The organism is Sphingopyxis sp. C-1 (genome assembly GCF_001047015.1).
GTDB lineage: Bacteria > Pseudomonadota > Alphaproteobacteria > Sphingomonadales > Sphingomonadaceae > Sphingopyxis.
The window spans coordinates 554,403-579,469 of record NZ_BBRO01000002.1 but is presented as its reverse complement, the minus strand read 5'-3'; the positions used below and the strand labels follow the sequence as shown (position 1 = coordinate 579,469).

The window sequence follows — 25,067 nt, the reverse complement described above, 5'->3', positions numbered from 1 at the left end:
GGCGCCGCACCTTCGGGTCCGGCGCCCTTTTTGTTGCGCATGCTCCTCAATGTTCCTACTATGTTCGCATAACATCGAGTCGGGAGAATGATGATGATTGGCTATGTGACGCTGGGAACGAAGGATATCGCCAAGGCTGCGGTCTTTTACGACGCAATCGCCGCCGAGCTCGAAACGCCGCGGATGATGGAATATGACAGCTTCATCGCGTGGGGCAAACCGGGCGGCGGTGCCGGCATCGGCATCACCAAACCCTTCGACGGCAATGTCGCGACCGTGGGCAATGGCGTGATGGTCGCGCTAGAGGCTAAGGACCAGGATCAGGTCCAGCGTCTCTACGATATCGCGCTCGCCAACGGCGGCACCTGCGAAGGCCCTCCGGGGCCGCGCGGCGAGGGATTCTACGCGGGCTATTTTCGCGATCCCGACGGCAACAAGCTCAACGCCTTCATCATGGGGTGAACGGCTGCTGGCGACGGCCTTGGGGTGGTGAGCGGACGTTGCTTCCTTAATCCTTCGTCATCCCGGGCTTGACCCGGGATGACGATAGAATCGTCCGTTATCGGTCGTTACCGATGCCGTCCCGAACGGTTCAGGCGCCGAACGCGCCGTCGATGGTGTGCATTGCGCCGGTGACAAAGCCCGCTTCGGGGCCCGCCAGCCAGGCGACCATGCCCGCGACCTCTTCGGGGCGCCCATGGCGCTTGATCGCCATGAAGCTGTGCATCAACTCGCGCATCGGGCCATCCTCCGGATTCGCATCGGTATCGATCGGGCCGGGTTGCACGATATTGATCGTGATCCCGCGCGGTCCGAAATCGCGTGCCAGCCCGCGCGCCATGCCCTGCAACGCAGACTTGCTCAGCGCGTAGGAGGCCATACCGGGGACGGGCATGCGGTCGCCGTTGACCGACCCGATCACGATGATGCGACCGCCCTCGGGCATCTGCCGGGCGGCCTCGACCGACGCATGATAGGGCGCATTCACATTGACGCGGATCAGCCGGTCGACGTCGTCGGGATCGAGGTCGAGCGCGTCGCCGAACAGCGCAAAGCCCGCATTGACAACGAGTATGTCGAGCGGGCCGCTCTCGCGCACGCGTGCAATCACGGCGTCGCGGTCGCCGCTGTCGGTCGGGACGGCGGTCGTGCCGGTTTCGGCCGCCTACTGCTCGGCCGCCTCGCGCGAGCCATTATAGGTGAAGACGAGCTTTGCGCCGTCCGATGCGAAGCGGCGGACGATTGCCGCGCCGATCCCGCGGCTGCCGCCGAGGACGAGAACGGATTTTCCTTGGAATTCGGACATGGGGAGACTCCTTGCTTATTAATGTAGGAACCACTACATAAAACTGCGAAAGCTATCGTCAAGGTATTTTGTAACAGTGACTACAAATAAATCCCGTTCGCGCGGCCGGCCTAGGCGCTTCGACCCCGAAGCGGCGGTGGTGACGGCGCAGCAATTGTTCCACGCGCGCGGCTATGATGCGGTCAGCGTCGCCGATATCACCGAGGCGCTCGGTATCAATCCGCCCAGCTTTTATGCCGCTTTCGGCAGCAAGGCCGGACTTTATCAACGTGTACTCGACCATTGGACGGGGACCGAGGCGATCCCGCTCGCGGATATCCTGCGTCCCGACGTTCCCGTCGCCGCTGCCCTGGCCGCAATGCTGGAGGATGCCGCGCGTCGCTATGCCTCCGATCCGGCGGCGGGGGGCTGTCTCGTGCTCGAAGGCACGCGTTGCAACGACGACGGTGCGCGCGAAGCCGCCCGCACGCTCAATCTTGGGGCTGAAGAGTTCATCCGCGACTATATTGCGGCCCGCCATCCCGAAGCCGCCGATGAGGTCGGCGATTTTGTGAGCACGACGATGTCGGGGCTCTCAGCCAAGGCGCGAAGCGGGCACGATCTGCCGCGCCTTCTTGCCACCGCACGTCTCGCTGGCGGCGTTCTCGGGCAAATCCTGCCTGCCTGATCGCCGCCCCGATCATCACTTGGCCTATGCCCTCTTGCGAAGCCCTGCGGACGCGGCATAGTCCGCCGCCATGCGCATGTCATACAGCCCGCTCGCCCTCGCCGCCGCCTTGCTGGCCGCCGCACCCGTCCACGCCAAGCCCGCCGATACCGACGCGGCGAAAAAGATATTGAAGGACAGCATTGCGATCCCGACGGTCGAAGGGCGCGGACAGGTGCCGAAGCTCGCGGCCTATTATGCGAGCGTGCTGAAAGCCGCGGGCTATGCTGACAGCGATATCGAGATCACGCCGATGGGCGAAACCGCAACCTTTGCCGCGACGCTCGCCGGAACGGGCAAGGGCAAGCCGATCGTGCTGCTCGGCCACATGGACGTCGTCGAGGCCGACCCCAAGGACTGGACGCGTGATCCCTTCGTGCCCGTCGAGGAGGAAGGCTATATTTTCGGCCGCGGGTCGGAGGATAACAAGTTCGACGTCTCGATGATGGTCGCCACGATGGCACAGCTCAAAAAGGACGGCTTCAAGCCGAAGCGTTCGATCATCCTGTTGCTTTCCGGTGACGAGGAAACTTCGATGGTGACGACGCGCGCGCTTGCGGCGAAGTATAAGGGCGCCGAATTCGCCTTGAACGGCGACGGCGGCGGCGGGCTGATCGGCGAGGACGGCAAGCCCAAATATTACGGCCTGCAGGCGGGCGAGAAGACCTATGCCGACTTCACGCTCGAAGTGACCAATCCCGGCGGCCACAGTTCGCGCCCGTCGGACACCAATGCGATCGTCCAGCTTTCGAACGCGCTCGCCAAAGTCGGCGCCTATCGCTTCACGCCGCAACAAAATGAGCTGACCAAGGTCGGCATGCCTATCGTCGCCGATCAGGTCGGCGGCGATATCGGCGCGGCGCTCAAGGCTTTTGCCGCCAACCCCGCCGATGCGAAAGCCATCGCAGCAATCCGTGCCGACCCCGAATATATCGGCCAGATCGGTACCACTTGCGTCCCGACGCTGACCAAGGGCGGACATGCCGAAAATGCGCTGCCCCAGCGGGCGACCGCGAATATCAACTGCCGCATCTTTCCCGGCGTTCCGGTCGAAACGGTGCGTGCCGAGCTCGAAAAGGTGATCGCCGATCCTGCGGTCAAGGTGAAGACCGATCCCGACGCGAGCGCGAGCGATGCATCGCCGCTGCGCCCCGATGTCGTCGCGGCGGTGACGAAGGCCGTGCATGCGCGCGCGCCGGGCCTGCCGATCATCCCGTCGATGAGCGCGGGCGCCACCGACAGCTATCATTTCCGCATTCAGGGCGTGCCGAGCTATGGTGTCGCGGGCCTTTTCTCAAAGGCCAGCGACAGTTATGCGCACGGCCTTAACGAGCGCGTCCCCGTCGACGCGATCACGCCCGCGCTCGCGCATTGGGACAGCCTGCTGCGCGATCTTTCGAGATAACTGCTCGTCGCCCCGGCTTTGCTGGGGCGACGCGCTACACCAAAGCGCTCACCGCGCGCTCGACCATCTGGACTGCCGCATCCGCGCCGAAGCTTGTCGAGTCGAGCGACAGTTCGAGCCACAAGCCGTCGACCATGGCGGTCAGCATGATCGCCAGCCGTTCGGCATCCGCCGCGCCGCATGCCGTGAGCAACTCGCCCAGCCGTTCGCGATAGCCGGCGTAGCTTTCCGCGTGGATGTCCGCCATCCGTGCATCGCTTCGTGCCAGCGCCCAAAAGGCGGTCCATGCGCCCAGCAGTTCGGGATCGGTCACCGGCGGACGGAAGCTGGCGGTAAGATATGCGTTCAGCCGCGCGCGCGAATCCTTGCCCGCGCCCTCGACCGCCGCCGCGAAAATCGCGTCCATCCGGTCGCTCGTCGCTTGATAAGTGGCCGCGACCAGATCGTCGATGCCGCCGAAATAATGGCGCAGCAGACCGGGCGAAACACCTGCCTTTGCGCAGATGGCTCGAACATTCGTGCCCGCAAGACCATGTTCGGCAAGCACCGCCGCAGTCGCCTCGATCAGGTCGGCCCGGCGGGCATCGGCGCTTTCGCGCGTAAAGGCTTGGCGAGAGGGCTGCATGTTGTTATACGTTTGTACAACAAGGACGGGATTATGGCAACGCTACGCGACACTTTCGACAACATCGACCCGCTGGACGGCTGGTCGCTTCCCGCGTGGACATACAGCGACCCCGATTTCTACGCCGCCGAAATGGAGCGCATCTTCCGCCCGAGCTGGCAGGTCGTCTGCCACGACAGCGATATCCCGAACGTCGGCGACTGGCACAGCATCGACTATTGCGGCGAGAGCGTGATCCTGGTGCGCGGCACCGACCGCAACGTGCGCGCTTTCACTAATGTGTGCCGCCACCGCGGCTCGCGCCTCGTCGATGGCGCGGCCGGCTGCGCGAAGAAGCTCGTCTGCCCCTATCACGCCTGGACCTATGAACTCGACGGCCGCCTGACCGGGGTTCCCGATTCGGCGAGCTATCCGACGCTCGACAAGAGCAAGGCCGGGCTCGTTCCTGTGGGGCTCGAACAATGGCGCGGTTTCTGGTTCGTGCGGCTGGAGGATGATGGCGGGCCGTCGGTCGCATCGATGATGGCACCCTATGAGGCGCAGGTCGCTCCGTACCGTTTCGAGGAACTCGGCGCTTTGGGCCGCGTCACGCTGCGCCCGCGCGAGGTGAACTGGAAGAATGTCGGCGACAATTATTCGGACGGCCTTCACATCCCCGTCGCGCACCCTGGGCTGACGCGGCTTTTCGGCAAAAGCTATGGTGTCGAGGCCGAGGATAATGTCGATCGCATGTGGGGCGACCTGATCGACCGGCCGTCGGTGAACTGGTCCGAACGCATGTATCAACGACTGCTGCCCCCGGTGCCGCATTTGCCCGAAGCGAACCAGCGCCACTGGCTCTATTTCAAGCTGTGGCCGAATGTCGCGTTCGACATCTATCCCGATCAGGTCGATTTCATGCAATGGCTTCCAACCGGGCCGACGACCTGCCTGATCCGCGAGATCAGCTATGTGCTCCCCGATGAGCGCCGCGAGATGAAGGCTGCGCGCTACCTCAACTGGCGCATCAACCGACAGGTCAACGCCGAGGACACCGAACTGATCACGCGCGTCCAGCAGGGGATGCAGTCAAAGAGCTTCACCATGGGACCGCTCAGCGACAAGGAAGTGTGCCTCAAGCATTTCTGCTCGCGGATGCGCGACCTGGTTCCAGAGGCGCGGCTGGAGCGAGCGCCGGCGTCGGGGTGGAGCAGGAGGGGATGAGTATCCTCCTATTTCCGTTCGCATCGAGCGAAGTCGAGATGCCCATCGGGAACGCCCTGCCTCCCGGTGTCTCGACTTCGCTCGACACGACCGGAGATAGCCATGGCTGATCTACCTACTATCATCGTGGGCGGCGGACCCGCGGGCATGGTCGCCGGCCTGCTGCTCGCGCGCGCCGGCGTGCCTGTCACCATCCTCGAAAAGCACGCCGACTTCCTCCGCGATTTCCGCGGCGACACGGTGCATCCCTCGACGCTCGCACTGTTCAACGAGATCGGTCTGCTCGAAGAGTTGCTGAAAGAGCCGCACGCTGCGATCGACACGATGACGCTGAACTTGCTCGGCGGTCACTATACGATCGCGACGATGAAGCATCTGCCCGTCGCGGCGCGCTTTGTCGCGATGATGCCGCAATGGGATTTGCTCGATTTCATCGCCGGGCAGGGCCGGAAATATCCGACCTTCGACCTGCGCATGTCGACCGAGGCGACTGGGTTGACCTTCGATGCGAACGGCCGCGCCAGCGGCGTGGCGCTGGCCAGCGGCGAAACCTTGCCCGCGCGGCTCGTCATCGCTGCCGACGGCCGTCGCTCGGTGCTGCGCGATGCCGCCGAATTGCCTCTCGAAGATCTGGGCGCGCCGATGGATGTGCTGTGGTTTCGTGTCCCCGTTCCGGCAGGAATGAACATGTCCGAAGTCGCGCTCGGCACGATCGACAAGGGCGGCATGGTCGTCGCAATCCCGCGCGGCGATTATTGGCAATGCGCGCAGATCATCGAAAAGGGCGGCTTCGCTCCGATCGAGGCGCGGGGAATTGCAGCGTTTCGCGACAAGGTGGTCGAAATTGCCCCGGGTCTGGCTGCGGGGATTGAGGCGATCCAGAGCTTCGACGATGTGAAATTGCTTTCGGTCGCGCTCGACCGGCTGACGCGCTGGTCGCGCCCCGGCCTGCTTGCGATCGGCGATGCCGCACACGCGATGTCGCCCGTCGGCGGTGTCGGCATCAATCTCGCTGTGCAGGATGCGGTTGCGGCAGCGAACATCCTTGCGGCGCCGCTCGCTGCGGGCGCCGACCCCGATCCGCTGCTCGCGCGCGTGCAGGAGCGCCGCTGGAAACCGACGACGCGTATGCAGGCGATCCAGCGGTTCGCGCATCAGCGCGTCATCGAACCGATGTTGCGCGGCGAAATCACGCGTGTGCCCTTCGCTGTCCGCTTGCTCGACCGCGTTCCGCTGCTGCGCCGCATTCCGGGCCGAATCCTCGGCCTCGGCTTCGGCCGCCAACATGTTCAATCCCCGCTCGCGAAAGATTTTCAATGACCAAAGCCTATGACGCCCTGATTATCGGTGCCGGCCACAACGGCCTCGTCTGCGCCTTCTATCTTGCCAAGGCGGGGCTGAAGGTACGCATCGTCGAGGCGCGGGATGTTGTTGGCGGTGCCGCGGTGACCGAGGAATTCGCCCCGGGTTTCCGCAATTCGGTCGCGAGCTATACGGTCAGCCTGCTGCAGCCGAAGGTGATCGCCGACATGAAGCTGGCCGATCACGGTTACCGCGTGATCGAGCGGCCGATCAGCAATTTCCTGCCGCAAGAGGATGGCGGTTATCTGAAGCTCGGCGGCGGGCTCGAACGGACGCAGGCCGAGTTCCGCAAGTTCAGCAATCGCGACGCCGAGGTGCTGCCGCAATATTATGACGCGCTTGAAAATGTCGCCGAACTGCTTCGCGACCTCGCGCTGCGCGTCCCGCCCAATGTCGGCGAAGGACTGCGCACGCTGCTCGACGGCGCGCGGCAGGGGCGGCGCTTTGCAGGCCTCAGCCTCGAACAACAGCGCGATGTGCTCGACCTCTTCACGAAATCGGCGCGCACGATGCTCGATAGCTGGTTCGAAAGCGAGGCGGTCAAGGCTGCCTTCGGCTTCGACGCCGTAGTCGGCAACTACGCCAGCCCCGATACGCCGGGTAGTGCCTATGTCCTCCTCCACCACGTCTTTGGTGAGGTGAACGGCAAGAAGGGCGCATGGGGCCATAGCGTCGGCGGCATGGGCAAGATTACCGAGATCATGGCGAAGGTCTGCCGCGACATGGGTGTCGAGATCAGCCTCGAAAGCCCCGTTGCCAAGGTACTTGTCGACGGCGGCAAGGCGGTCGGCGTCAAGCTTGTCGGCGGCGAGGAAATCGCCGCGGCGCGGGTGATCGCCAATGTCGGTCCGAAGCTACTCTACGAGCGGATGATGGACGCGAGCGATCTGCCCGCCGACTTCGAACGCCGGATCAAGGGCTTCAAGGCGGGCAGCGGCACGTTCCGCATGAATGTCGCGCTCAGCGAGCTGCCGAAATTCACCTGCCTTCCCGAACCGGGCGAGCATCATCAGTCGGGGATCATCCTCGCGCCGACGCTCGATTATATGGACCGCGCTTTCCTCGATGCGAAGCAGTACGGCTGGTCGAAGGCGCCGATCGTCGAGATGCTGATCCCTTCGACCGTCGACGACAGCCTCGCGCCCGAGGGGTGCCATGTCGCGAGCCTGTTCTGCCAGCAGTTTGCGCCGGAGTTGCCCGGCGGGCGTGATTGGGACGATGAGGAGGGGGCCGCGGCCGACTGCATCATCGACACGGTCGAAAAGCACGCGCCCGGATTCCGCGCGAGCATCGTTGGCCAGACGCGCCTTTCGCCCAAGGGGCTCGAACGCAAATTCGGCCTCGTCGGCGGCGACATCATGCACGGCAATATGAGCCTCGATCAATTGTGGGCCGCACGGCCCGTGCTCGGCAATGGTGGCTATCGTGGGCCGGTGAAGGGGCTCTATATGTGCGGTGCGGGCACGCATCCGGGTGGCGGCGTCACCGGCGCACCGGGACATAATGCCGCCGAGGTCATCTTACGCGATCGGGGCTTCTTCGCCCCCCGATGGCGTTGAGGCGGGCGCCGACTCGCGCGTCCACCAATATAGCGGCAACCCCGCCGCCATCAGAATCAGGCTCATCGCGCTGACCTGTAGCCCGGCGCCCCATAAGGTCCAGACCGAATAGGCTAGGCCGATAAGGGCGACCGGGATCGCGACGCGTAGCCGCAACGCGGCCGCCGCGCAGGAGAGGTAGAGCCAGAGCGTCACCGACGTCGACAGGATCGCCATGAAGGTGAACATTTCGGCGGTCGACTTGCTGTTGTTGAGAATGACGCACGCGGTCGCCAGCATGCTCGCGCAGAGCAGCGCCGCGACCGGCGTCCCGTGGCGGTTGGTGCGTGCGAACCACTGCGGAAACAGGCCCTGACGCGCGAGTGTGGCCGGCAGCTCGGCCTGGATCAGCGTAAAGCCGTTGAGCGCGCCGATTGCGCTGATCGCTGCGAAGGCGGCGATGAACAGCGCCGGCCCGTGGCCCCAATAGGTTTCGGCAAAAAGGGCGAAGGGTGCGTCGGATTTGGCGACTTCGTCCGCGGGCAGCATCAGCGCGACCGCCGAACAGACGATCAGGTAGAGAATGCCGGTTGTCAGCGTGCCGATGATCGTCGCGCGCGGGATGGTGATGGTCGGGTCCTTGACCTTATCGGTCGCGACGCTCGCCGATTCAAAGCCAAGCAGCGCCCATAAGGTCAGGATCGCCGATCCGCTGACCGCAGTCAGCGACAATCCCTCGGCCGGGAAGGGCGTCGTGACGACGGGTGTCTCGCCGCCGAACGCGACGGGGATAAGGACGATCACCGTCAACAGCGGGATCAGCTTGATGAGCAGTGTGACGACCTGGAATCGCCCCGCCGCGCGCGCGCCGCGCCAGTTGATTGCGGTGACGATCCAGATCAGGGCGAGCGTCGACAGCGCGATATGCTCGCCGAGCACGGGCGCAAACAGGCTGAGAAAGCTGACCGCAGCGACCGCGAGCGTAACATTGGCAGTCCACACCGACACCCAATAGGCCCAGCCAATCATGAAGCTGGGGATGCGTCCGAAAGCGAGTTGGACGAAAGCGGTCGGCCCGCTCGCCTTCGGAAAGGCGACAGTCAGCCGCGCGATCACCACGGCGAGCGCGAGCGCGCCGGCGATTGTGATCGCCCAGCCTGCAACGCCGTTCCAGCCAAAGGGAGCAAGGCTGGCGGGGAGGAGGAACACCCCCGACCCGATCATATTTCCCATGACGAGCGCGACGCACATCGAAAGGCCGAGCTTCTGGGCGGGCCTGACGCCTGCGGTCGTCGTATCTGTCATGCGAAGCCGGTTCCCATCCTGAATGTCCGGTCGCGATCGACCCGGGCGTCGATACCGTCCGAACGGGACCTGTTCGTCCATGCCCCGGGTGGGGAATGGTGTCCGGGGCGCGGCACGGCGGATATTGCGCCGCGCCCCGGCGGGTTGCTCAGAAGTCCTTGCTTACCTTGATCCCGATCAGCCGCGGACGGATGACATTGTCGTAAAAGACGCCGCCATTCGCCGTGTCGCCATCGGCATCGCCGCAGACCGTCTCGCCGCACTGGACCGCGCTGTTGATCACGCCGCGGCTGTCGAACAAATTGGTCGCGAACAATTCGGCATCCCAGCCTTCGCCCTTCACGCCTATGCTGAAATCGGCGGTCGTATAGGCTTTGAAATCGCCGACGATGTCATTTTCGAGCGTGCGAAGGTCGGACCGCCTTTTGCCGATATGGTTGACCGCAAACTGGACGTGGCCGTCCAACCCGCTGATAGGAAATTCATAGCGCGCAACCGCGTTGCCCTTGAATTTCGCGGTGACCGGCAGGCGCGATCCCGACGGCGCGAGCTCGGCGTTGCCGGGTGTGGTGCAGTCGAAATCGGCGTTTGCAATGGCGCAGAAATCGCGGCGGATCGTCGCGTCGTTATAGCTGCCGCCTATGCCGAGCGAGAAGCCGCCCGCGCGATAGCTGACATCAGCCTCAAGCCCTCGAATCCGCGCGATGCCCGCGTTGCGCACTTCGCTGAGGCCGTTGGCGCCGAGGAAGGAAAGCTGGATATTCTTCCAATCCTCCTGATAGACGGCCCCGTTGAAGCGGACCGGGCCGAAGCTGGTCTTCCACCCCAGTTCATAATTGTCGAGCGTATCAGAACCATAGGGCGGCAACGAGCCGCGCCGGTTGATGCCGCCAGGGCGGAAACCGCGCGACCATGTCGCATACATCATCACATCGTCGGTGAATTTGTACGTCAGGTTCAGCTTGTGGATAAAGTCGGTCTTCTTCGTCCGCTTGTCGAGGTTGGTGCAGGGCGACCCGTCGACCACGGCCGGTCCCTGGCAAGCGTAGACCGGATTGCTGCTGAAACCCGGATTATTGTATCCGAAGAAGCCGACCAAGCTATTGTCGAACTTGTACAGGCGGCCGCCACCGGTAAGCGTCAGCTTTTCGGTGATGTCGAAGCTGAGTTCGCCGAATGCCGCATAATCGCGGTCGACGCGCAGCTGTTTTGTCAGCCAGATATTGTCGATCGTGGTCGGCACCTGCTGATCGTCGGACAGATTGTCGATGATATAATGCTGTTCGATATTGTGTGACTGGCGCTGGTAGAACAATCCGCCGATGAAGCGGATGCGCGCGTCGGCGGGCGAGGCGACGCGGATTTCTCCGAAATTGCGGCGATAGCGATCGATGCCCTGGATATATTGATTGGGGCTGATGACATCGCCCGCATTGTCATAGAGATAGGCCCCTGACCCAAAGAGCGCGTCATAGAAATACGCATAGTCCGAATAGTCGCTGTCCGTCAGTGTCTTGCGGCGCAGGTGGCCGCCAGTCACCGTCAGGTCCCAGCTTCCGATCTTGCCCTCGATCGTCAGCGCGGCCTGGATCCATTTATCGTCGCTGCGTTCGGGGTTGTACTGGACCGTCTGCAGGCTGCGCGTCACTGCGGATGAACGTTCCTGTGCAAAGCTGCCGTCGGCTTTCTGAATCTGCCCCATCAGCGTAGGACGGATCGTCCAGTCGTCGTCGAGTTCGATACCGAGCGCAAGGCGCGCGCCATAGGTGTCGACGGTGTTATAATCCTTCTCGACCAGATCGTCGTTGGTCTGGGTCACGCCGCTAGACGGATAAGTTCGGCTTCCCGCGATATTGTCGATATAGCCCGCATCGTGGCGATACCAGCCGACGAGACGCAGGGCAGCGCGATCGCTGAGCCGGGCGTTGACAAAGCCCTCGGCAACCCCCCCGATGCCGCCGTGCGACACCGTATTGAGCTCAAGCCCCGCCGAGCCATAGGTTCCGCTCGTGTCGGGCCGGTTGGTGACCAGCTTGATCGTGCCCGCCATCGAGCTCGCGCCATAAAGCGTGCCCTGCGGCCCCGCGAGCGCCTCGACGCGCGCAAAGTCATAGGCGTGGATGTCGAGCGCGCCCTGGATGGTCGTGATCGGCATTTCGTCTAGGTAGGTGCCGACGGTCGGGAGCGAGGTCGAGTGGTTGGCGTTCTCGCCCGATGCGACGCCGCGGAAATAGACCTGGCTGAACCCCGGCGCGAGCGTCTGGATCGTTACCGAGGGCAGGAATTTGACGACGTCCTGGAATTCCTTGACCTGCAGCTCGTCGAGCCGCTCGGTCCCGATCGCCGTGATCGCGAGAGGGACGTCCTGCAGATTTTCTTCGCGCTTCGACGCTGTAACGACGATGTCGCGATCGTCGTCGGTGTTGCTTTGCTGCGCCAGCGCCGCTCCCGATGTGCACAGGACTGTGGTGCCGAGCAGAAATGCGCCGCTTTTGGTCAATACTGTCGATAGTTTCCGCATGGAGTTCCCCCTCGATGACAGTGATGTGACGAGAATGACGCGGCGCACCGCAAGCGCAAGCATTGTTGTGCCGCGCCGAAGTTGTTGGTCGAAAATGTCGCATGCTGTTGCCCAAAGGCAACGTTTTGTCGTGCGGCGACTTAGCGCAACCCGACCGGAACTGCGGGATACGTGTCCAGAACGGGCCCCAGGGCCTGTTTCAGTGGGGCGAGCCATTGTTCATATGGCTGCCACTGCCCGACCCCGTCGCGGTTGATCGGCCGCCGCACCTGCTCGCTAGACGCCGTCCGTACTGCGCGGGCATTGGTGTGGAACGCCATGCACGCCTCTTCGAAAGGCTGGTTCAGCCAGGCGAGCATCGCGCGCACTTCGGTCTCGGGATCGTCGAGCAATGCCTCATGGATCACACGGTGGACGCGGCCGGGTTGCACCGCGTCGATATGCGCCATCAGCCGCACATAGTCGCGATAATAGCCGCCGACGTCGGCAAGGCCGTAACTGAATGCCTGCCCCTTGGCATAATGCTGGCGAAAGTTCGAAAAGCAGCAGTCGAGCGGATGCCGCCGAGCGTCGATGATCTTCGCATTGGGCAGGATCAGGCGGATGAAGCCGGTATAGAGCCAGTTGTTCGGAAGCTTGTCGATATAGAAGGGCTTGCCGGTCTTGCGCTGCACGGCAGTATGCTGAAGGAAGTCGGCCCCCAGTTCGGCCAGCCGTTCGTGCGGCGTATCCGCCAGCGCCTCGATCCAACGGCGGCCGTCGCCATACGCCTCGCGGCCCAGGCCGAGGGCGAGGGCGGGGATGTCGGGCAGTTCCATCGTGCCCTCGATCGCCGAATGGCAGCTAAGAATCTGTTCGATCAGCGTCGATCCGGCGCGCGGCATGCCGAGGATGAAGATCGGATCGGGCGCGGGGTCGCCGGCACCGGCGCGCGCGGCAAAGAATTCGGGGGTGCAGGCGGCGATGATCGCATCGACCGCGGCGCTTGTTTCGGCGGCACGATAGCCAAGCTGGGCAGACCGGATCGCGTTGCCCGCCGCATAATGCCGAAACGCCGGCTCGTGCTCGGCCGCATCGTCATAGGCCTTGCCGAGCGCGAAATGCAGGTGAAGCCGGTCGTCGTCGCGCGCGTCGCCGTCAGGCTCGGCTGCGACGAGTGCGGCCTCCATCGCGGCGCGGTCGCCAGCATCGAAGCGGATCGTCTTGAGGTTCGCAAGGCTCCACCAGATTTCGCCGAGTCCCGGATCGGCGGCAAGCGCGCGGCGATAGGCGGCGATGCTGTCGTCCTGGCGCCCCACGGTCTTGAGCATATGGCCATAGCTCATCCACAGCTTGGCATGATTGGGGAAGCGCTGCGTCAGTTCTTCATAGAGTGCGAGGGCTTCGTCATACCCCCCGATCCGCCCGAGTGCCGCGGCGCGCAAATTCGCGTGGGCGGGGTTGTCGGGATCGTCGCCGAGCACGGCATCGAGCGTCGCCGCCGCGTCGGCGAAGCGATTCTGCTTGTAATAGACGGTTGCGAGATTGGCCCGTGCGGCACCGAAACCCGGCGCGAGTTCGAGCGCGCGCGACAGCAATTTTTCGGCATCGTCGTAACGCCCGATCCGCCCCGCGACCTCGGCGAGCATGCGGATCGCGGCGACGTCGGTCGCATCCTCGCGCAGCCGCTGGCGCAGCGCCCCCTCGGCGTCGGGCAGTCGGTCCTCGGCGAGCGCGATCGCGGCATCGACCATCGCTTCGTCGTGGATCGTTGCACCGACTGCGGCAAGCGACGCGGCCTGCGCTTCCGCCTCGCGGCGTAGCGCGCGCAGTGCATGGGCGGCGAGACGATGCGCCGCCGCCGACGTCGGGACGGCGTCGATGATCGCCTGCGCCTGCGCAAGCGCGGCGGCGGGCTCGCTGCTCAGCAGGCGGCGGGCGTTGGCGAGCGCTTCATCATGGGTGACGGTCGCCAAATGCGCCGGCCTCAGCTTTTCGCCGCGCGGGCTTTCGCCACCGCCTGGCGCAGCCCGTCGTAACCGATCTGGCCCTGGAACAGCTGGTTGCCGATGATCCACGTCGGGGTGGCGTTGAGCTGCAGTTGGGTCGCGATCGCAAGATTGCTGTCGAGCTCGCGCTGGAACAGCGCCTCGTTCGCGGTCGCGTCGGCGGTGCCGTCGGTAACGACGCCGACCTTTTCGGCGACCGCAGCGATCGCCGCCTTGTCGAGCGAACCCGCCGCGAACATCGCGTGGTGGAAGGCGTCATATTTGCCCTGCCGCGCTGCGGCGAGCGCCATGATCGCGGCGTCGCGGCTTTGCGGTGCGATGATCGGCAGTTCGCGGAACACGACCTTCAGCCGCTTGTCCTCGCGGATCAGGCGGTCGACGTCGGGCACGCTCGCGCGGCAGAAACCGCACGCATAATCGGTGAAGACGACGAGGGTGACGTCGCCGTCGGCATTGCCCGCCCACGCACCGGCATAGGGTTTTTCGAGTGCTGGGCGGATCGCGTCGATGGCCTTTGCTATTTCGCCATTGCGCTGCGCTTCGAGCGCCTCGGGAATAATCTGTGGGTTTGCCTTGATATAGTCGGCGACGATCGTCTCGACCTCGCTTTTGCTCATTCCGCCGCCGAAGCGCCCGCCGAGCCAAAAAACGGCAGCGAGCAGAAGAATTCCGCCCGCGACCATGGCCCATGGGCGCGTTGAAACGCCTTCCATCCCCATCCCCTTCACCTGCGGCAAGCTTTGCGCCGACATCGCCTTGGTCGTTGCGGCTTTTTTCGCCGGCTGCGCAATCGGCGAGCGATCATCGCCCTCCATTGCATGCGCCGCGGCTGGCTTTGCAATAGCGGGGATCGCAGCGTCGCCGGCGAACAGCGGCAGATCGGGCGCCGCAGGCGCATTCGCCTGCGCGGCCGCGGCTTCCTCGCGCGCGAGCAATTGTTCTAGTCCGGAAGGCGGCGGGACCAATTCCTCGCGCGGTGCGGGGCGCAGCTTGCTTGCGGCATCGCCGATCCCGTCGCGCAGGCTTTCGCCCCCTGCCTTGGCGATATCGACCACACCGGCCTTGGTCTTGCCCGCGACTTCGCCGAGCCCGCGCCCGGCTTCGCTCGACAGCTTGGCCACCTTGTCGCCAAGAGCCATTTTCTCCCACGCTTCGCCGCTCGCTTTTGCGGCAGCGCGGCCCGCCTGCGCCGACCCGCGGCCCGCAGCGCGAGCCGCGCGCGCCGTCAGCGCGCCGGTCTTTGCCGCGAGTTCGCGCGAACGGCGCGGGATTTCCATCGCTTCGACGCGCGCGGGAATGTCGGCGCGGTCGCCGACGCGGATCGTCCAGTCGGCAAAGGCTTCGGCGCCGCTCTGAATGCGGTCCCACAGATTCGCAGCGCCAGCCTTGAACGCCTCCGGCTTTACAAGAGGATCGCGCGGCTTTTCGGGGGCGCCGTAACGCGCGAGGTCGATGCCGACGGGCGGCTCCTCCTTCGGTTTCGCCAATCCCTCGTCATGCGCCGGCGCGCCGCCGGTCGGCGTCGGTGCGGGGTTGCGCAGCCATGGCTGGTAATAATCGTCTTTTTTATCGGTCACTTATCGCCCTCGAGCATCACGGAAATGCGACGCGTCGTCCCTGTCTTCACCCGAATCTAACGCCGTTTGCGCTCGCGTTCCACCTCGGCGCGAGCGACCAGTGAAATATCCTGTGCACGGATCCAGTCGGGCGAGCCCTGGGGCAAGCCCTGCATCGCCAGTTCGGCATTACGCAGCGCGAGCCCCGACTGTCCACCCTCAAGACTGTAGCGTTCGGCCGAGGCGAGCGCGGCGCGCGCCTGATCGCCCTTGTTCGCATAGACGATGCCAAGCTGATACCAGGCGAAAGGATTCTGATTGTCGAGCGCAACGGCGGTTTTCAGCACCTCTTCGGCTTCGGCATAGTTTGCCGGATCCTCGGTTGCGATCAGCGCATGGCCCAGCGTCGCGCTGATCAGCGGCTGTGACCGCGACAGGGTCACGGCCTTGCGCAGTGCCGGGATCGCTTCCTTCGGCCGCCCCGATTCGAGCAGAACCTGTCCTTCGAGTTCGAGGAAATAGGGATCGTTCGGGTTTGTCGCGAGCAGACCTTCGACCTCGGTCAGCGCCTTTTGCGGATAGGCGCTTTTGTGCCAGGCATAAGCCCGGGCGTAGCGCGCCGGGATGGTCGTGTTGCTCTCGGGGAATTTGCGCAATGTACGTTCGGGCTCGGCGATATAGCCCGACAGCTTCGCCTTGATCCGCTGAAAACGGGCCTCGATCTTCGGGTCGGCGGGCTTTTCCCACGCGGGATCGATGACATAGACTTCGCGCAGCGCCTGAATGCGGTCGCCCGACATCGGGTGCGTCCGGCCATAAGCCTGATCGTCGTCCTGCTTTACCCCGTAACGGAACTCCAGGTTTTGCAGTTTCTTGAAGAAGGCCAGGCTGCCACGGCCGCTGATTCCGGCCTTCGACAAATATTGGGCGCCTGCGGCGTCGGCGGTCGATTCCTGCACGCGGCTGAACGCGAGGAACTTGCCGAGTGCGGCCTGCTGGCCCGCCATCATGATCCCCATGCCGGCCTCGCCGCCGCCAGCCGCAATCGCCGCGGCGCCGAGAAGCAAGCTGAGAAGCGAGATGCCCGTCGCGGTCTTGGCGCCTTCATTGACGCGGATCGCGTGGCCGCCCATCACATGTCCGAGTTCGTGCGCCAGCACGCCCTGCACCTCTTCGGCGCTGTCCGCGGCTTCGATCAGCCCGCTGAAGACATAGATGTCCTGACTGCCGGCGACAAAGGCGTTGATGCTGCGGTCGCCGAGCAGGTGAACGCGCACCTGCCCGGGCTTGAGCCCCGCGGCGACGAGCAGCGGGTCCATCATGTCCTGGAACAAGGCCTCGGTTTCGGCGTCGCGCAGGATCGACTGCGCCGCCGCCGGGCGCAACGCGATGGCGAACATCGCAAGCAATGTCAGCGCGATACGGAAAATGGAGCGCAGCCTGTGCGTTCCGAGCGCGGGTTGCAGGGAGGGGGCAGTCATCCCCGCCTCTCTTGCGCCGCGCGCCTGAACCCCGAGTGAAGCCATGAGGGCTTATTGGGGGGCAGGTCGCGCGAACGCAAGATGCAGATCGTGCTTATGCGATCAATCGGCCCTGATATCAGTTGCCACTCGATCGGCGTGGACGATCAATTGCCAAACGTACGCTGCCACCAGCCGCGGCGGGGTTCGCCGTCGGGGCCTTCGCTCTCGCCGTCGGCATCCGCTGCAACCGGCTCGGCTTCGCCCGCGGTCGCGGGTTCGGCTGGAGCTTCGGCGGCGATCGCCTTCTTCGCGCGGCTCGCGCGCTTTTTGGGCGCGGGCTTGGCCGGTTCGACTTCGGCTTCGGCAGGCGTCTCGGCGGCGGGTGCTTCCACAACCGGCGCTTCCGCAGCTTCCGCGGCCTCGGCTTCGGCGGCCAAAGCGGCTTTGGTCTTGCGCGGCGCGCGCTTGCGCTTCGGCTTTTCCTCGGCGGCCGGGGCTTCTTCGGCGACGGGCTCGGCGATTTCGGCGACCTCTACCGGCGCAGCTTCCGCTTCGGCTGCAGCGTCGTCAGTGGTCTCTACCGCGTCGGTCTTTTTCCGGCCACGTCCACCACGGCGGCGACGCGGCTTGGCTTCGGCTTCCTCGGCGTCTGCTTCGGGAGCGGCCTCGACAGCCTCTGCCGGCGCAGTTTCGCCGTTCTCGGCGTCGGAGTCGGCGATATCGTCACCGCGATCGTCGCCGCCCTCGCCACCTTCGACGATTTCATTGCCCTCGTCGTCGCGGCGGCCGCGGCGGCCACGGCGGCGGCGGCGGCGGCGCTTGCGGCCCTCACCGTCGCCTTCGCCTTCGTCGCGTTCGCGCGCGCCTTCCTCGCGGTCGCGCGAACGCGCAGGACGTTCTTCGGTCGCCTCTTCTTCGGCTTCCTCTTCTTCGTCCTCGGGATAATCGTCGTCGTCGTCCTCGATCGGGGCGATGGGGGCAAAGCTGCGGCGCGCGATCGGCGGCGGGCCGCTCACCTCAACCGCCATACGCGCGCCCTCGGTCTCGCCATCGGGCAAGATTTCGACGGTAACGCCATAAAGCTCTTCGATCTCGCGCAGTTCACGGCGCTTTTCGTTGAGCAGGTAGAAGGTCGCTTCCTGGCTTGCGCGCAGGGTGATCTTGTTGCCCTTGCCGCGTGCCGCTTCCTCTTCGATCAGGCGCAGCGCGCTGAGACCCGCGGAGCTGGCGGTGCGGACAAGGCCGGTGCCTTCGCAATGGGGGCAGGGGCGCGTCGACGCCTCAAGCACGCCTGTGCGCAGGCGCTGGCGGCTCATCTCCATCAGGCCGAAGCCCGAAATGCGGCCGACCTGGATGCGCGCGCGATCGTTCTTCAGCGCGTCCTTCATCGCGCGCTCGACCTTGCGGACGTTCGAGCCATGATCCATGTCGATGAAGTCGATCACGACCAGCCCGGCCATGTCGCGCAGGCGCAACTGGCGTGCGATCTCGTGCGCGGCCTCAAGATTGGTGCTGAGCGCCGTCTGCTCGATATTATGCTCGCGCGTCGAGCGTCCCGAGTTGATGTCGATCGACACCAAAGCCTCGGTCGGGTTGATCACCAGATAGCCGCCAGATTTTAGCTGGACGACGGGATTGAGCATCCCCGCGAGCTGATCCTCGACGCCGTAGCGCTGATAGAGCGACACCGGGTCGGCATATTGTTTCACGCGTCGCGCGTGGCTGGGCATCAGCAGCTTCATGAACTGCTTTGCGGCCTTATAGCCCTCGTCACCCTCGACGAGCACTTCCTCGATATCCTTGTGATAAATGTCGCGGATCGCGCGCTTCACCAGGTCGCTGTCCGAATGGATCAGCGCGGGCGCGCTCGATCCCAGCGTGTTTTCGCGAATTTCGTCCCACAGGCGGGCGAGATAGTCGAAGTCGCGCTTGATCTCGACCTTGGTGCGGCTCATCCCCGCGGTGCGGACGATGCAGCCCATCGTCGGCGGCAGCGCGAGTTCGTCGATCATCGCCTTCAGCTTGCGGCGATCGGCGCCGTTCGAAATCTTACGGCTGATCCCGCCGCCGTGCATCGTGTTCGGCATCAGCACGCAATAGCGGCCGGCGAGCGACAGATAGGTGGTAAGCGCTGCACCCTTGTTGCCGCGCTCTTCCTTGACGACCTGCACCAGCATCACCTGACGGCGACGGATGACGTCCTGAATCTTGTAGCGGCGGCGGAGCGACATGCGGCTTTCGCCGTCCTCGTCTTCACCCCGACGGCCCCGGCCGCGGCCCCGGCCGCCCTTGCGCCCGTCGCGTCCGCGGCGCTTGCGGTCGCCGCGGCCGTCCCCGGTTCCTTCTGCGCTTTCCTCAGCGCCTTCTTCGCCGTCGTTGTCGCCATTATCGGCGTCGCTATCCTCGTCGCCGTCGCCATCTTCGCCGATGGTTTCGGGTGCGGGTGCATCGCCATTCTCGTCTTCGTCGTGATATTCGACGTCGGCGACATCGCCTTCGAGTTCGTCCAGATCCTCTTCCGCGCGCTGCGCGGCGGCGGCGGCATGTTCGGCCTCTTCGCGCAGCAGCGCGTCGCGGTCTTCCTTTGGAATCTGGTAATAGTCGGGGTGGATTTCGCTGAAGGCGAGGAAGCCGTGGCGATTGCCGCCATATTCGACGAACGCCGCCTGCAGCGACGGTTCGACACGGGTAACCTTGGCCAGATAGATATTGCCCTTGAGCTGCTTGTGCTCGGCGGACTCGAAATCAAACTCCTCGATTCGGTTTCCCTTGGTGACGGCGACCCGGGTTTCTTCCCGGTGCCGCGCGTCGATCAACATGCGCGTGGTCATTAGATACACTCCAAGCGCGCCTCAGCGCGCCATCAAAAAATCCCGCGAACCTCCCCGAGGGAAGGCCACGGCGGATACGGGTGAAAAGAAAAAAGACGTTATTGCCGAAAGGAGCCTGCGTCCGGTCCTGGACGCGCATGCGGTCTTCAAATCCGGCGACGGCCGGGGCGAAAGCGCCCGCGTCGGGATTCAAAGAGGGCATGGCAAGCCTCATGCGGCATCAACCTGTTACGGGATGAGCGGGCGGGCAGGGCGGGCGTTTGCGAACGCCCCGACTGTCCGGTCAACCGGGTGGACTGGCGGCAGGTCGCCCTTCCCCGCATGTCCGGCACCAAGGCGGCCATGATCCGCATAGTCGCGGAGCAGGCCTTCCCCTCAAAAGGCCGGACGGCACCGGGAACGACACCGTCAGTGAGGGCGTGCTAGCATCGGCATCTGTCGACGGCAACCACAACCACCGCACAAAGATAGGATGGTGCGGGGGTGTTGCAAGAAAACCCGCATCCGCAAACGGGTTGAATTGCCCGATAATCCCACCGGTTGCGGTGGGTTTGACCCATGATGACTAATGGATGATTCACATCGTCGTGCGGCCGGCGACGCCATGTTTTTCAATAAGCGCTGGACCGGGACGCGTTTCGGGCGGCATAGACGCGCCATGAGCCTGCTCGCCCTGCTTGGCATGATCGCGTCGCCGTCCGCAGTCGTTGCGGGACGGCCAATCGTCGATCCGGCATTCGACAGGCCGCGCGGCGAAATGCAGATTTCGGCGGGTTTCCGTGCCAAGCGCCCCGGAAAACGATACAGCGTGACCGTTCCGATCGGAAAGCCGAAGCCTTCGGTCGCGCTGCCGCGCATCGAGGGGCCGGCGAACGACCGCCTGCCGCTGGTCGTGATCGACGCGGGGCATGGCGGGCACGACCCCGGCGCGATCAGCCCGCATAGCGGAAAACGCGAAAAGGATATCACGCTCGCGCTTGCCCGCGCGATCCGCGCCGATCTGCTTTCCTCGGGCCGCGTGCGCGTTGCGCTGACGCGCGCAGACGACCGTTTTCTGGTGCTTGAAGAACGTTATGGCATCGCCCGGCGGCTGAAAGCCGACCTGTTTATCTCTGTCCACGCCGATGCTGCCGAGAATCAACAGGCGAGCGGCGCATCGATCTATACCTTGTCCGAGGTCGCTTCCGACCGAGAGGCTGCGCGGCTTGCCGCGCGCGAGAACAAGGCGAATGTCATCAATGGCGTCGATCTCGGCGCGCACAGCGGCGATGTGTCGGCGATCCTGCTCGACCTGACCCAGCGCGAGACGATGAATGTCGCGTCCGAATTCGCGCGGCTGCTGCAGCGTGAGGCGTCGGGCGACGTCAAGTTCCGCACCACCGCGCACCGCTTCGCCTCGTTCATCGTGCTGAAGGCGCCCGACACGCCGTCGGTCCTGTTCGAAACGGGCTTTATCTCGAACAAGGATGACAGCGAATTTCTCGGTTCGCAGGCGGGCCAAAAAAAGGTCGCGCGCGGCGTGCGCAATGCGGTGCAGTTCCACTTCGCGCGGCAGATTTCGGCTCGTTAGGCGCGGTTCGTACTCAGCAGTGAGGTTGCCATATTGTCCGCCTAGGGGTGGAGAGTTGCCGTTGCCCTCTTTGGATATCGCTCGGCTGGATCCGGGATCGGGTCGGCGCAATATTCCAAAGTTCAGGGAAGTTCAGCCCTGTGAACGCCCCGATTTGCAAGTCGCGGAGCGCTGGATGTGCGCGGCACGTCCGATCATGGTCGCACCCGCAAGCTAGGCAGCGACCGCTTTTTGTTCACCGAATGAAAGAGCCGGATGAAGGCTGGCACGGCCAGATAATGTAGGAAAGACCTTTTTGGAGGCTATGTCTGTTTGGGGTGGGAAGCGGGCGTTTGCTACTATGTTGTACCTCGGCGAAGGCCGGGCCCCAGGGCTCTGGAAAGCCGAGCTGTGCGGATTGCCGCCCTGGACCCCGGCCTTCGCCGGGGCACATATTGCCGTCGTTAGTTTCCGGTCGTTTCTTCGCTCTCGTCATCCCGGGCTTGACCCGGGATCCCGCTTTTTGACGCACTCACCGACTTCTAGCGGGACCCCGGGTCAAGCCCGGGGTGACGAGGAGAGAATCTGCTCGCTTCCGGCCGAAAGCTGTCTCCAAGACGAATAAATATAGTCTTGACTAACTTTCTTGCGGCGCTCAGCTTCGCGTGGCTTACCGCGGGAGAGAAGCATGGCGTGGAGCAATTGGTCGGGCAGCGTCACAGCGAACGGCGAGGTCGCGCGTCCGCGAAGCGAGGATGAACTGGCGGCGCTCGTCCGCAGCGCGAATAGGCTGCGCGTCACCGGCGCGGGGCACAGCTTCATGCCGCTGTGCGAATCGGGTGAGCTCATCGTCAGCCTCGACGATATGGCGGGCGCGATACATGTCGCCGCCGACCGCCGCACCGCGCGCATCCCCGCCGGCTGGAGCATCCGACGCCTGACCGCCGCGCTGTGGGAGGAGGGGCTGGCGCTTGCCAATCAGGGCGACGTCAACCCGCAGTCGCTCGCCGGTGCGATGGCGACGGGCACGCACGGCACCGGGGTCGATCTGGGCTCTCTGTCGACTTTCGCGCGCGGGTTCCGCCTCGTCGGGGCGGATGGCGAGGCGCATTGGTGCGATGCGGCGACCAACGCCGATCTCTTTCAGGCGCAGCGGCTGTCGCTCGGCCTGTTTGGCGTCGCGACCGAAATCGAGGTTGCGGTCGTCCCAGCCTTTTGTCTTTCAGAGCGGATCGAAAAGCGGCGTTGGGCGGAAATCCGCGAAAGCTATGACGCGCTGGCGCAGCAGCACCGCCATATCGAATTCTGGTTCTTCCCGCACAGCGACCATGTGATCCTGAAAACGCTCGATCCGTGCGACCCCTGCGACCCGCCGCCGAGCACGACCGACATGGAAGAGGCGACGTTCCGGCGCATTCTCGACATTTCGGCGCGGCTGCCGTTCCTGACGCCCTTTCTTCAGCGCCTGATGATGCGGACGAACATCAGCGGTCGGCGTCGTGGTCCTGCGCACGCCATCTTCCCGTCGGATCGCACGATCCGGTTCGAGGAGATGGAATATGAAATGCCGCGCGCGGTCGGGCTTGAGGCGCTCGACGAGGTCGTCGGCTGGATCCGCAAGAAGCGGCTGTCGGTCACCTTCCCCTTCGAATATCGCACCGTCGCTGCCGACGATATCTGGATGAGCCCGATGAACGCGGGCCCGGTCGCGGCGATCTCGATGCATCAATATTCGAAAATGCCTTGGCGAAACCTGTTCGCCGACGCCGAAGCAATCTTTCGCGGCGCCGGAGGCCGGCCGCACTGGGCAAAGCGCCACACATTGAGCCGTGCCGACGTCGCCGCGCTTTACCCGATGGCGGGACGCTATACAGCGGTGCGCCGCGGCGCCGATCCGACCGGCAAATTTCTGAACCCCCACCTGGAGACATTGTTCGCATGACGACCGACCGTGAATTGCACGACCATCTGATCGGCCGGCAAGGCTCGCGCGCCGACCTCAACACGCCCGTGCTGGTGCTCGACGTCGATGCGCTCGACCGCAATATTGCGGCGATGGCGGCGCTTGTGGCCGCCCGCGGCGTCGCGCTGCGCCCGCATGCCAAGACGCACAAGAGCGTCGATATCGCAAAGCGTCAGATCGCGGCGGGCGCCGTCGGCGTGTGCTGTGCCAAGATCGGCGAGGCCGAGGCGCTGGCGGGGGGCGGGGTGACCGGCATCCTCATCACTTCGCCCGTTGCAGCGCCCGCGGCGATCGACCGGCTCGCGCGGCTCGCGGTAACAGCGGACGGGCTGATGGCGGTCGTCGATCATCCGAATATCGCCGAACGCCTCGATGTGGCGTTGGGGGCGGCCGGCGCAAAGCTCGACGTAATCATCGACATCGACCCCGGCATCGCGCGCACCGGCGTTGCTTCGGCCGAGGCGGCGGTGGCGCTCGCGAAGACGATCAGCGCATCGGCGAACCTCGAATATCGCGGGGTGCAATTTTACTGCGGGTCGCAGCAGCATATCGAAAGCTATGCCGATCGCCGCGCCGCGATCGTCGAACGCACCGCCTATCTGCAGGAGGTCATCGCCGCGCTCACCGACGCAGCCTTCGCGCCGTCCATCGTGACCGGATCGGGCACCGGTACGCACCGGATCGACCTGGACCTTGGCGTCTTCAATGAATTGCAGGCGGGAAGCTATGTCTTCATGGACAAGCAATATCTGGACTGCGACATCGCCGATGGCGCCGAACCGCCCTTCGAGGTTTCGCTTAGCGTCGATTCGCGCGTCGTCAGCGCCAATCACAGCGGGCTCGTCACGATCGACGCGGGTTACAAGTCGCTGTCGACCGACGGCGGCGTTGCGGTGGTCCAGCGCGGCGCGCCCGAAACCGCCTTTTTCGCGTTCATGGGCGACGAGCATGCCGCGCTGATTGCGCCCGAAATCGGAAATGAACTCCGCCCCGGCGATCCGGTCAGCCTGACCGTGCCGCACTGCGACCCGACGGTGAATCTCTATGATCATTACCATGTCGTCGCGGGCGACGCGCTCGTCGATATCTGGCCAGTGAGTGCGCGCGGCCGGGCGCGGTGATCGCCGCTGCCCGCCAGCCGCCGAAGCAGGATCGCGCGCGCCAGACGCGCGAACGGCTGCTCGACGTCGCGGGCGACTTGCTTGCCGATGTGGGGCTCGAGCGGATTTCGACCAACATGATCGCCGCGCGTGCCGGGCTGACGCCGCCTGCGCTCTATCGCTATTTCGACGATAAATATGCGGTCATCGAGGCGCTCGGGCGGCGGTTGATGGAAGGCCAGAACGATGTGCTCGAACGCTGGATCGCGCGCCATTCGCCCGGCGGGATAGCGGGCATGGCCGATCATATCGGTGAGCTTCTGGCCGAAAACGCCGCAGTGACGCGCGCCGAGCCGGGGGCGGTTTGGATCCTGCGCGCGCTCCACGCGACGCCGCGCCTCGTGCATGTCCGGCTCGAATCGCACCGGCACGTGACTGGTAGGCTCGCCGATGCCTGCGTGCCGCATATTCACGGTATCGACAAAGAGATGCTCTGGTCGCGGCTGCGTCTCGCGGTCGAACTCGGCTTCGCCGCCGACGAAATGCTCTATGAGGAAGATCGTGTTTCAGCGGCCACCGTGCGCGCCGAAGTGGCGGCAATGCTCCGCTCGACGCTGTTCGATCTGACAACGGGCGCCTAGTCGTG

The 25,067-nt window shown here is 64.6% G+C and carries 17 protein-coding genes and 1 pseudogene; 10 read left to right on the top strand and 8 right to left on the bottom strand.

The window, feature by feature from the left end:
• Positions 1–93: 93 nt before the first annotated feature.
• Entirely contained in the window at positions 94–462 is a 369-nt protein-coding gene (locus tag SC1_RS17265) for a VOC family protein (RefSeq protein WP_062186915.1), read from the top strand.
• 130 nt (positions 463–592) lie between these two features.
• Here the strand turns inward: SC1_RS17265 and bdcA are convergent.
• Positions 593–1,306 (bottom strand): annotated as a pseudogene (gene bdcA, locus SC1_RS17260) (SDR family oxidoreductase).
• Between the two features lie 76 nt (positions 1,307–1,382).
• Between bdcA and SC1_RS17255 the strand changes: the two are divergent.
• Together SC1_RS17255 and SC1_RS17250 are read left to right on the top strand one after the other, a co-directional pair.
• The gene (locus tag SC1_RS17255) at positions 1,383–1,973 is read left to right on the top strand and encodes a TetR/AcrR family transcriptional regulator (protein WP_062185441.1); all 591 of its coding nucleotides are present in this window, start codon (positions 1,383–1,385) and stop codon (positions 1,971–1,973) included.
• 70 nt (positions 1,974–2,043) lie between these two features.
• On the top strand, positions 2,044–3,417 hold the full coding sequence (locus SC1_RS17250; RefSeq protein WP_062185439.1) for a M20/M25/M40 family metallo-hydrolase: 1,374 nt from the start codon (positions 2,044–2,046) through the stop codon (positions 3,415–3,417).
• Between the two features lie 34 nt (positions 3,418–3,451).
• Here SC1_RS17250 and SC1_RS17245 read toward each other — a convergent pair whose 3' ends face one another.
• Complete coding sequence (locus SC1_RS17245; protein ID WP_062185437.1) at positions 3,452–4,042, bottom strand: TetR/AcrR family transcriptional regulator; 591 nt, start codon at positions 4,040–4,042, stop codon at positions 3,452–3,454.
• Positions 4,043–4,075: 33 nt separating this feature from the next.
• On the opposite strand from SC1_RS17245, the gene SC1_RS17240 reads away from it, so the two are divergent.
• The 3 genes from SC1_RS17240 (at position 4,076) to SC1_RS17230 (ending at position 8,166) form a co-directional block, all read left to right on the top strand.
• Entirely contained in the window at positions 4,076–5,245 is a 1,170-nt protein-coding gene (locus tag SC1_RS17240; protein ID WP_062185435.1) for an aromatic ring-hydroxylating dioxygenase subunit alpha, read from the top strand.
• 102 nt (positions 5,246–5,347) lie between these two features.
• On the top strand, positions 5,348–6,565 hold the full coding sequence (locus tag SC1_RS17235) for an FAD-dependent oxidoreductase (RefSeq protein WP_062185433.1): 1,218 nt from the start codon (positions 5,348–5,350) through the stop codon (positions 6,563–6,565).
• The gene (locus tag SC1_RS17230; protein WP_062185431.1) at positions 6,562–8,166 is read left to right on the top strand and encodes an NAD(P)/FAD-dependent oxidoreductase; all 1,605 of its coding nucleotides are present in this window, start codon (positions 6,562–6,564) and stop codon (positions 8,164–8,166) included. The genes SC1_RS17235 and SC1_RS17230 overlap by 4 nt, the downstream gene beginning before the upstream one ends.
• Here SC1_RS17230 and SC1_RS17225 read toward each other — a convergent pair.
• The 6 genes from SC1_RS17225 to SC1_RS17200 form a co-directional block, all read right to left on the bottom strand.
• Positions 8,128–9,450 (bottom strand): amino acid permease, encoded by a 1,323-nt coding sequence (locus SC1_RS17225; protein ID WP_062185429.1) that lies wholly within the window; start codon positions 9,448–9,450, stop codon positions 8,128–8,130. The genes SC1_RS17230 and SC1_RS17225 overlap by 39 nt on opposite strands.
• 148 nt (positions 9,451–9,598) lie before the next feature.
• Positions 9,599–11,971 (bottom strand): TonB-dependent receptor, encoded by a 2,373-nt coding sequence (locus SC1_RS17220; RefSeq protein ID WP_062186913.1) that lies wholly within the window; start codon positions 11,969–11,971, stop codon positions 9,599–9,601.
• A gap of 140 nt (positions 11,972–12,111) precedes the next feature.
• A complete protein-coding gene (locus tag SC1_RS17215; protein WP_062185427.1) occupies positions 12,112–13,926 on the bottom strand; it encodes a sulfotransferase in 1,815 nt (604 codons plus the stop codon).
• Between the two features lie 11 nt (positions 13,927–13,937).
• Positions 13,938–15,536, bottom strand: coding sequence for a DsbA family protein (locus SC1_RS17210; RefSeq protein ID WP_062185425.1), 1,599 nt, complete (start codon positions 15,534–15,536; stop codon positions 13,938–13,940).
• 56 nt (positions 15,537–15,592) lie between these two features.
• Positions 15,593–16,996, bottom strand: a complete 1,404-nt coding sequence (locus SC1_RS17205) for a M48 family metalloprotease (RefSeq protein ID WP_062185423.1) — start codon at positions 16,994–16,996, stop codon at positions 15,593–15,595.
• A 146-nt stretch (positions 16,997–17,142) separates the two neighbouring features.
• Positions 17,143–19,809 carry a ribonuclease E/G gene (locus tag SC1_RS17200; RefSeq protein WP_193749210.1) on the bottom strand — a complete coding sequence of 889 codons (2,667 nt, stop codon included), beginning with the start codon at positions 19,807–19,809 and terminating at the stop codon, positions 17,143–17,145.
• A gap of 568 nt (positions 19,810–20,377) precedes the next feature.
• Here SC1_RS17200 and SC1_RS17195 point away from each other — a divergent pair.
• The 4 genes from SC1_RS17195 to SC1_RS17180 all read left to right on the top strand — a co-directional run bounded on the left by SC1_RS17195 (position 20,378) and on the right by SC1_RS17180 (position 25,062).
• Positions 20,378–21,379: an N-acetylmuramoyl-L-alanine amidase gene (locus SC1_RS17195; protein WP_368389951.1), complete on the top strand. Its 1,002-nt coding sequence runs from the start codon at positions 20,378–20,380 to the stop codon at positions 21,377–21,379.
• A 667-nt stretch (positions 21,380–22,046) separates the two neighbouring features.
• Complete coding sequence (locus SC1_RS17190) at positions 22,047–23,300, top strand: D-arabinono-1,4-lactone oxidase (RefSeq protein WP_062185421.1); 1,254 nt, start codon at positions 22,047–22,049, stop codon at positions 23,298–23,300.
• Positions 23,297–24,442, top strand: coding sequence for a DSD1 family PLP-dependent enzyme (locus SC1_RS17185; protein WP_062185419.1), 1,146 nt, complete (start codon positions 23,297–23,299; stop codon positions 24,440–24,442). The genes SC1_RS17190 and SC1_RS17185 overlap by 4 nt, the downstream gene beginning before the upstream one ends.
• Positions 24,439–25,062, top strand: a complete 624-nt coding sequence (locus tag SC1_RS17180) for a TetR/AcrR family transcriptional regulator (RefSeq protein WP_062185417.1) — start codon at positions 24,439–24,441, stop codon at positions 25,060–25,062. Before SC1_RS17185 ends, SC1_RS17180 begins: the two co-directional genes overlap by 4 nt.
• Positions 25,063–25,067 lie beyond the last annotated feature (5 nt).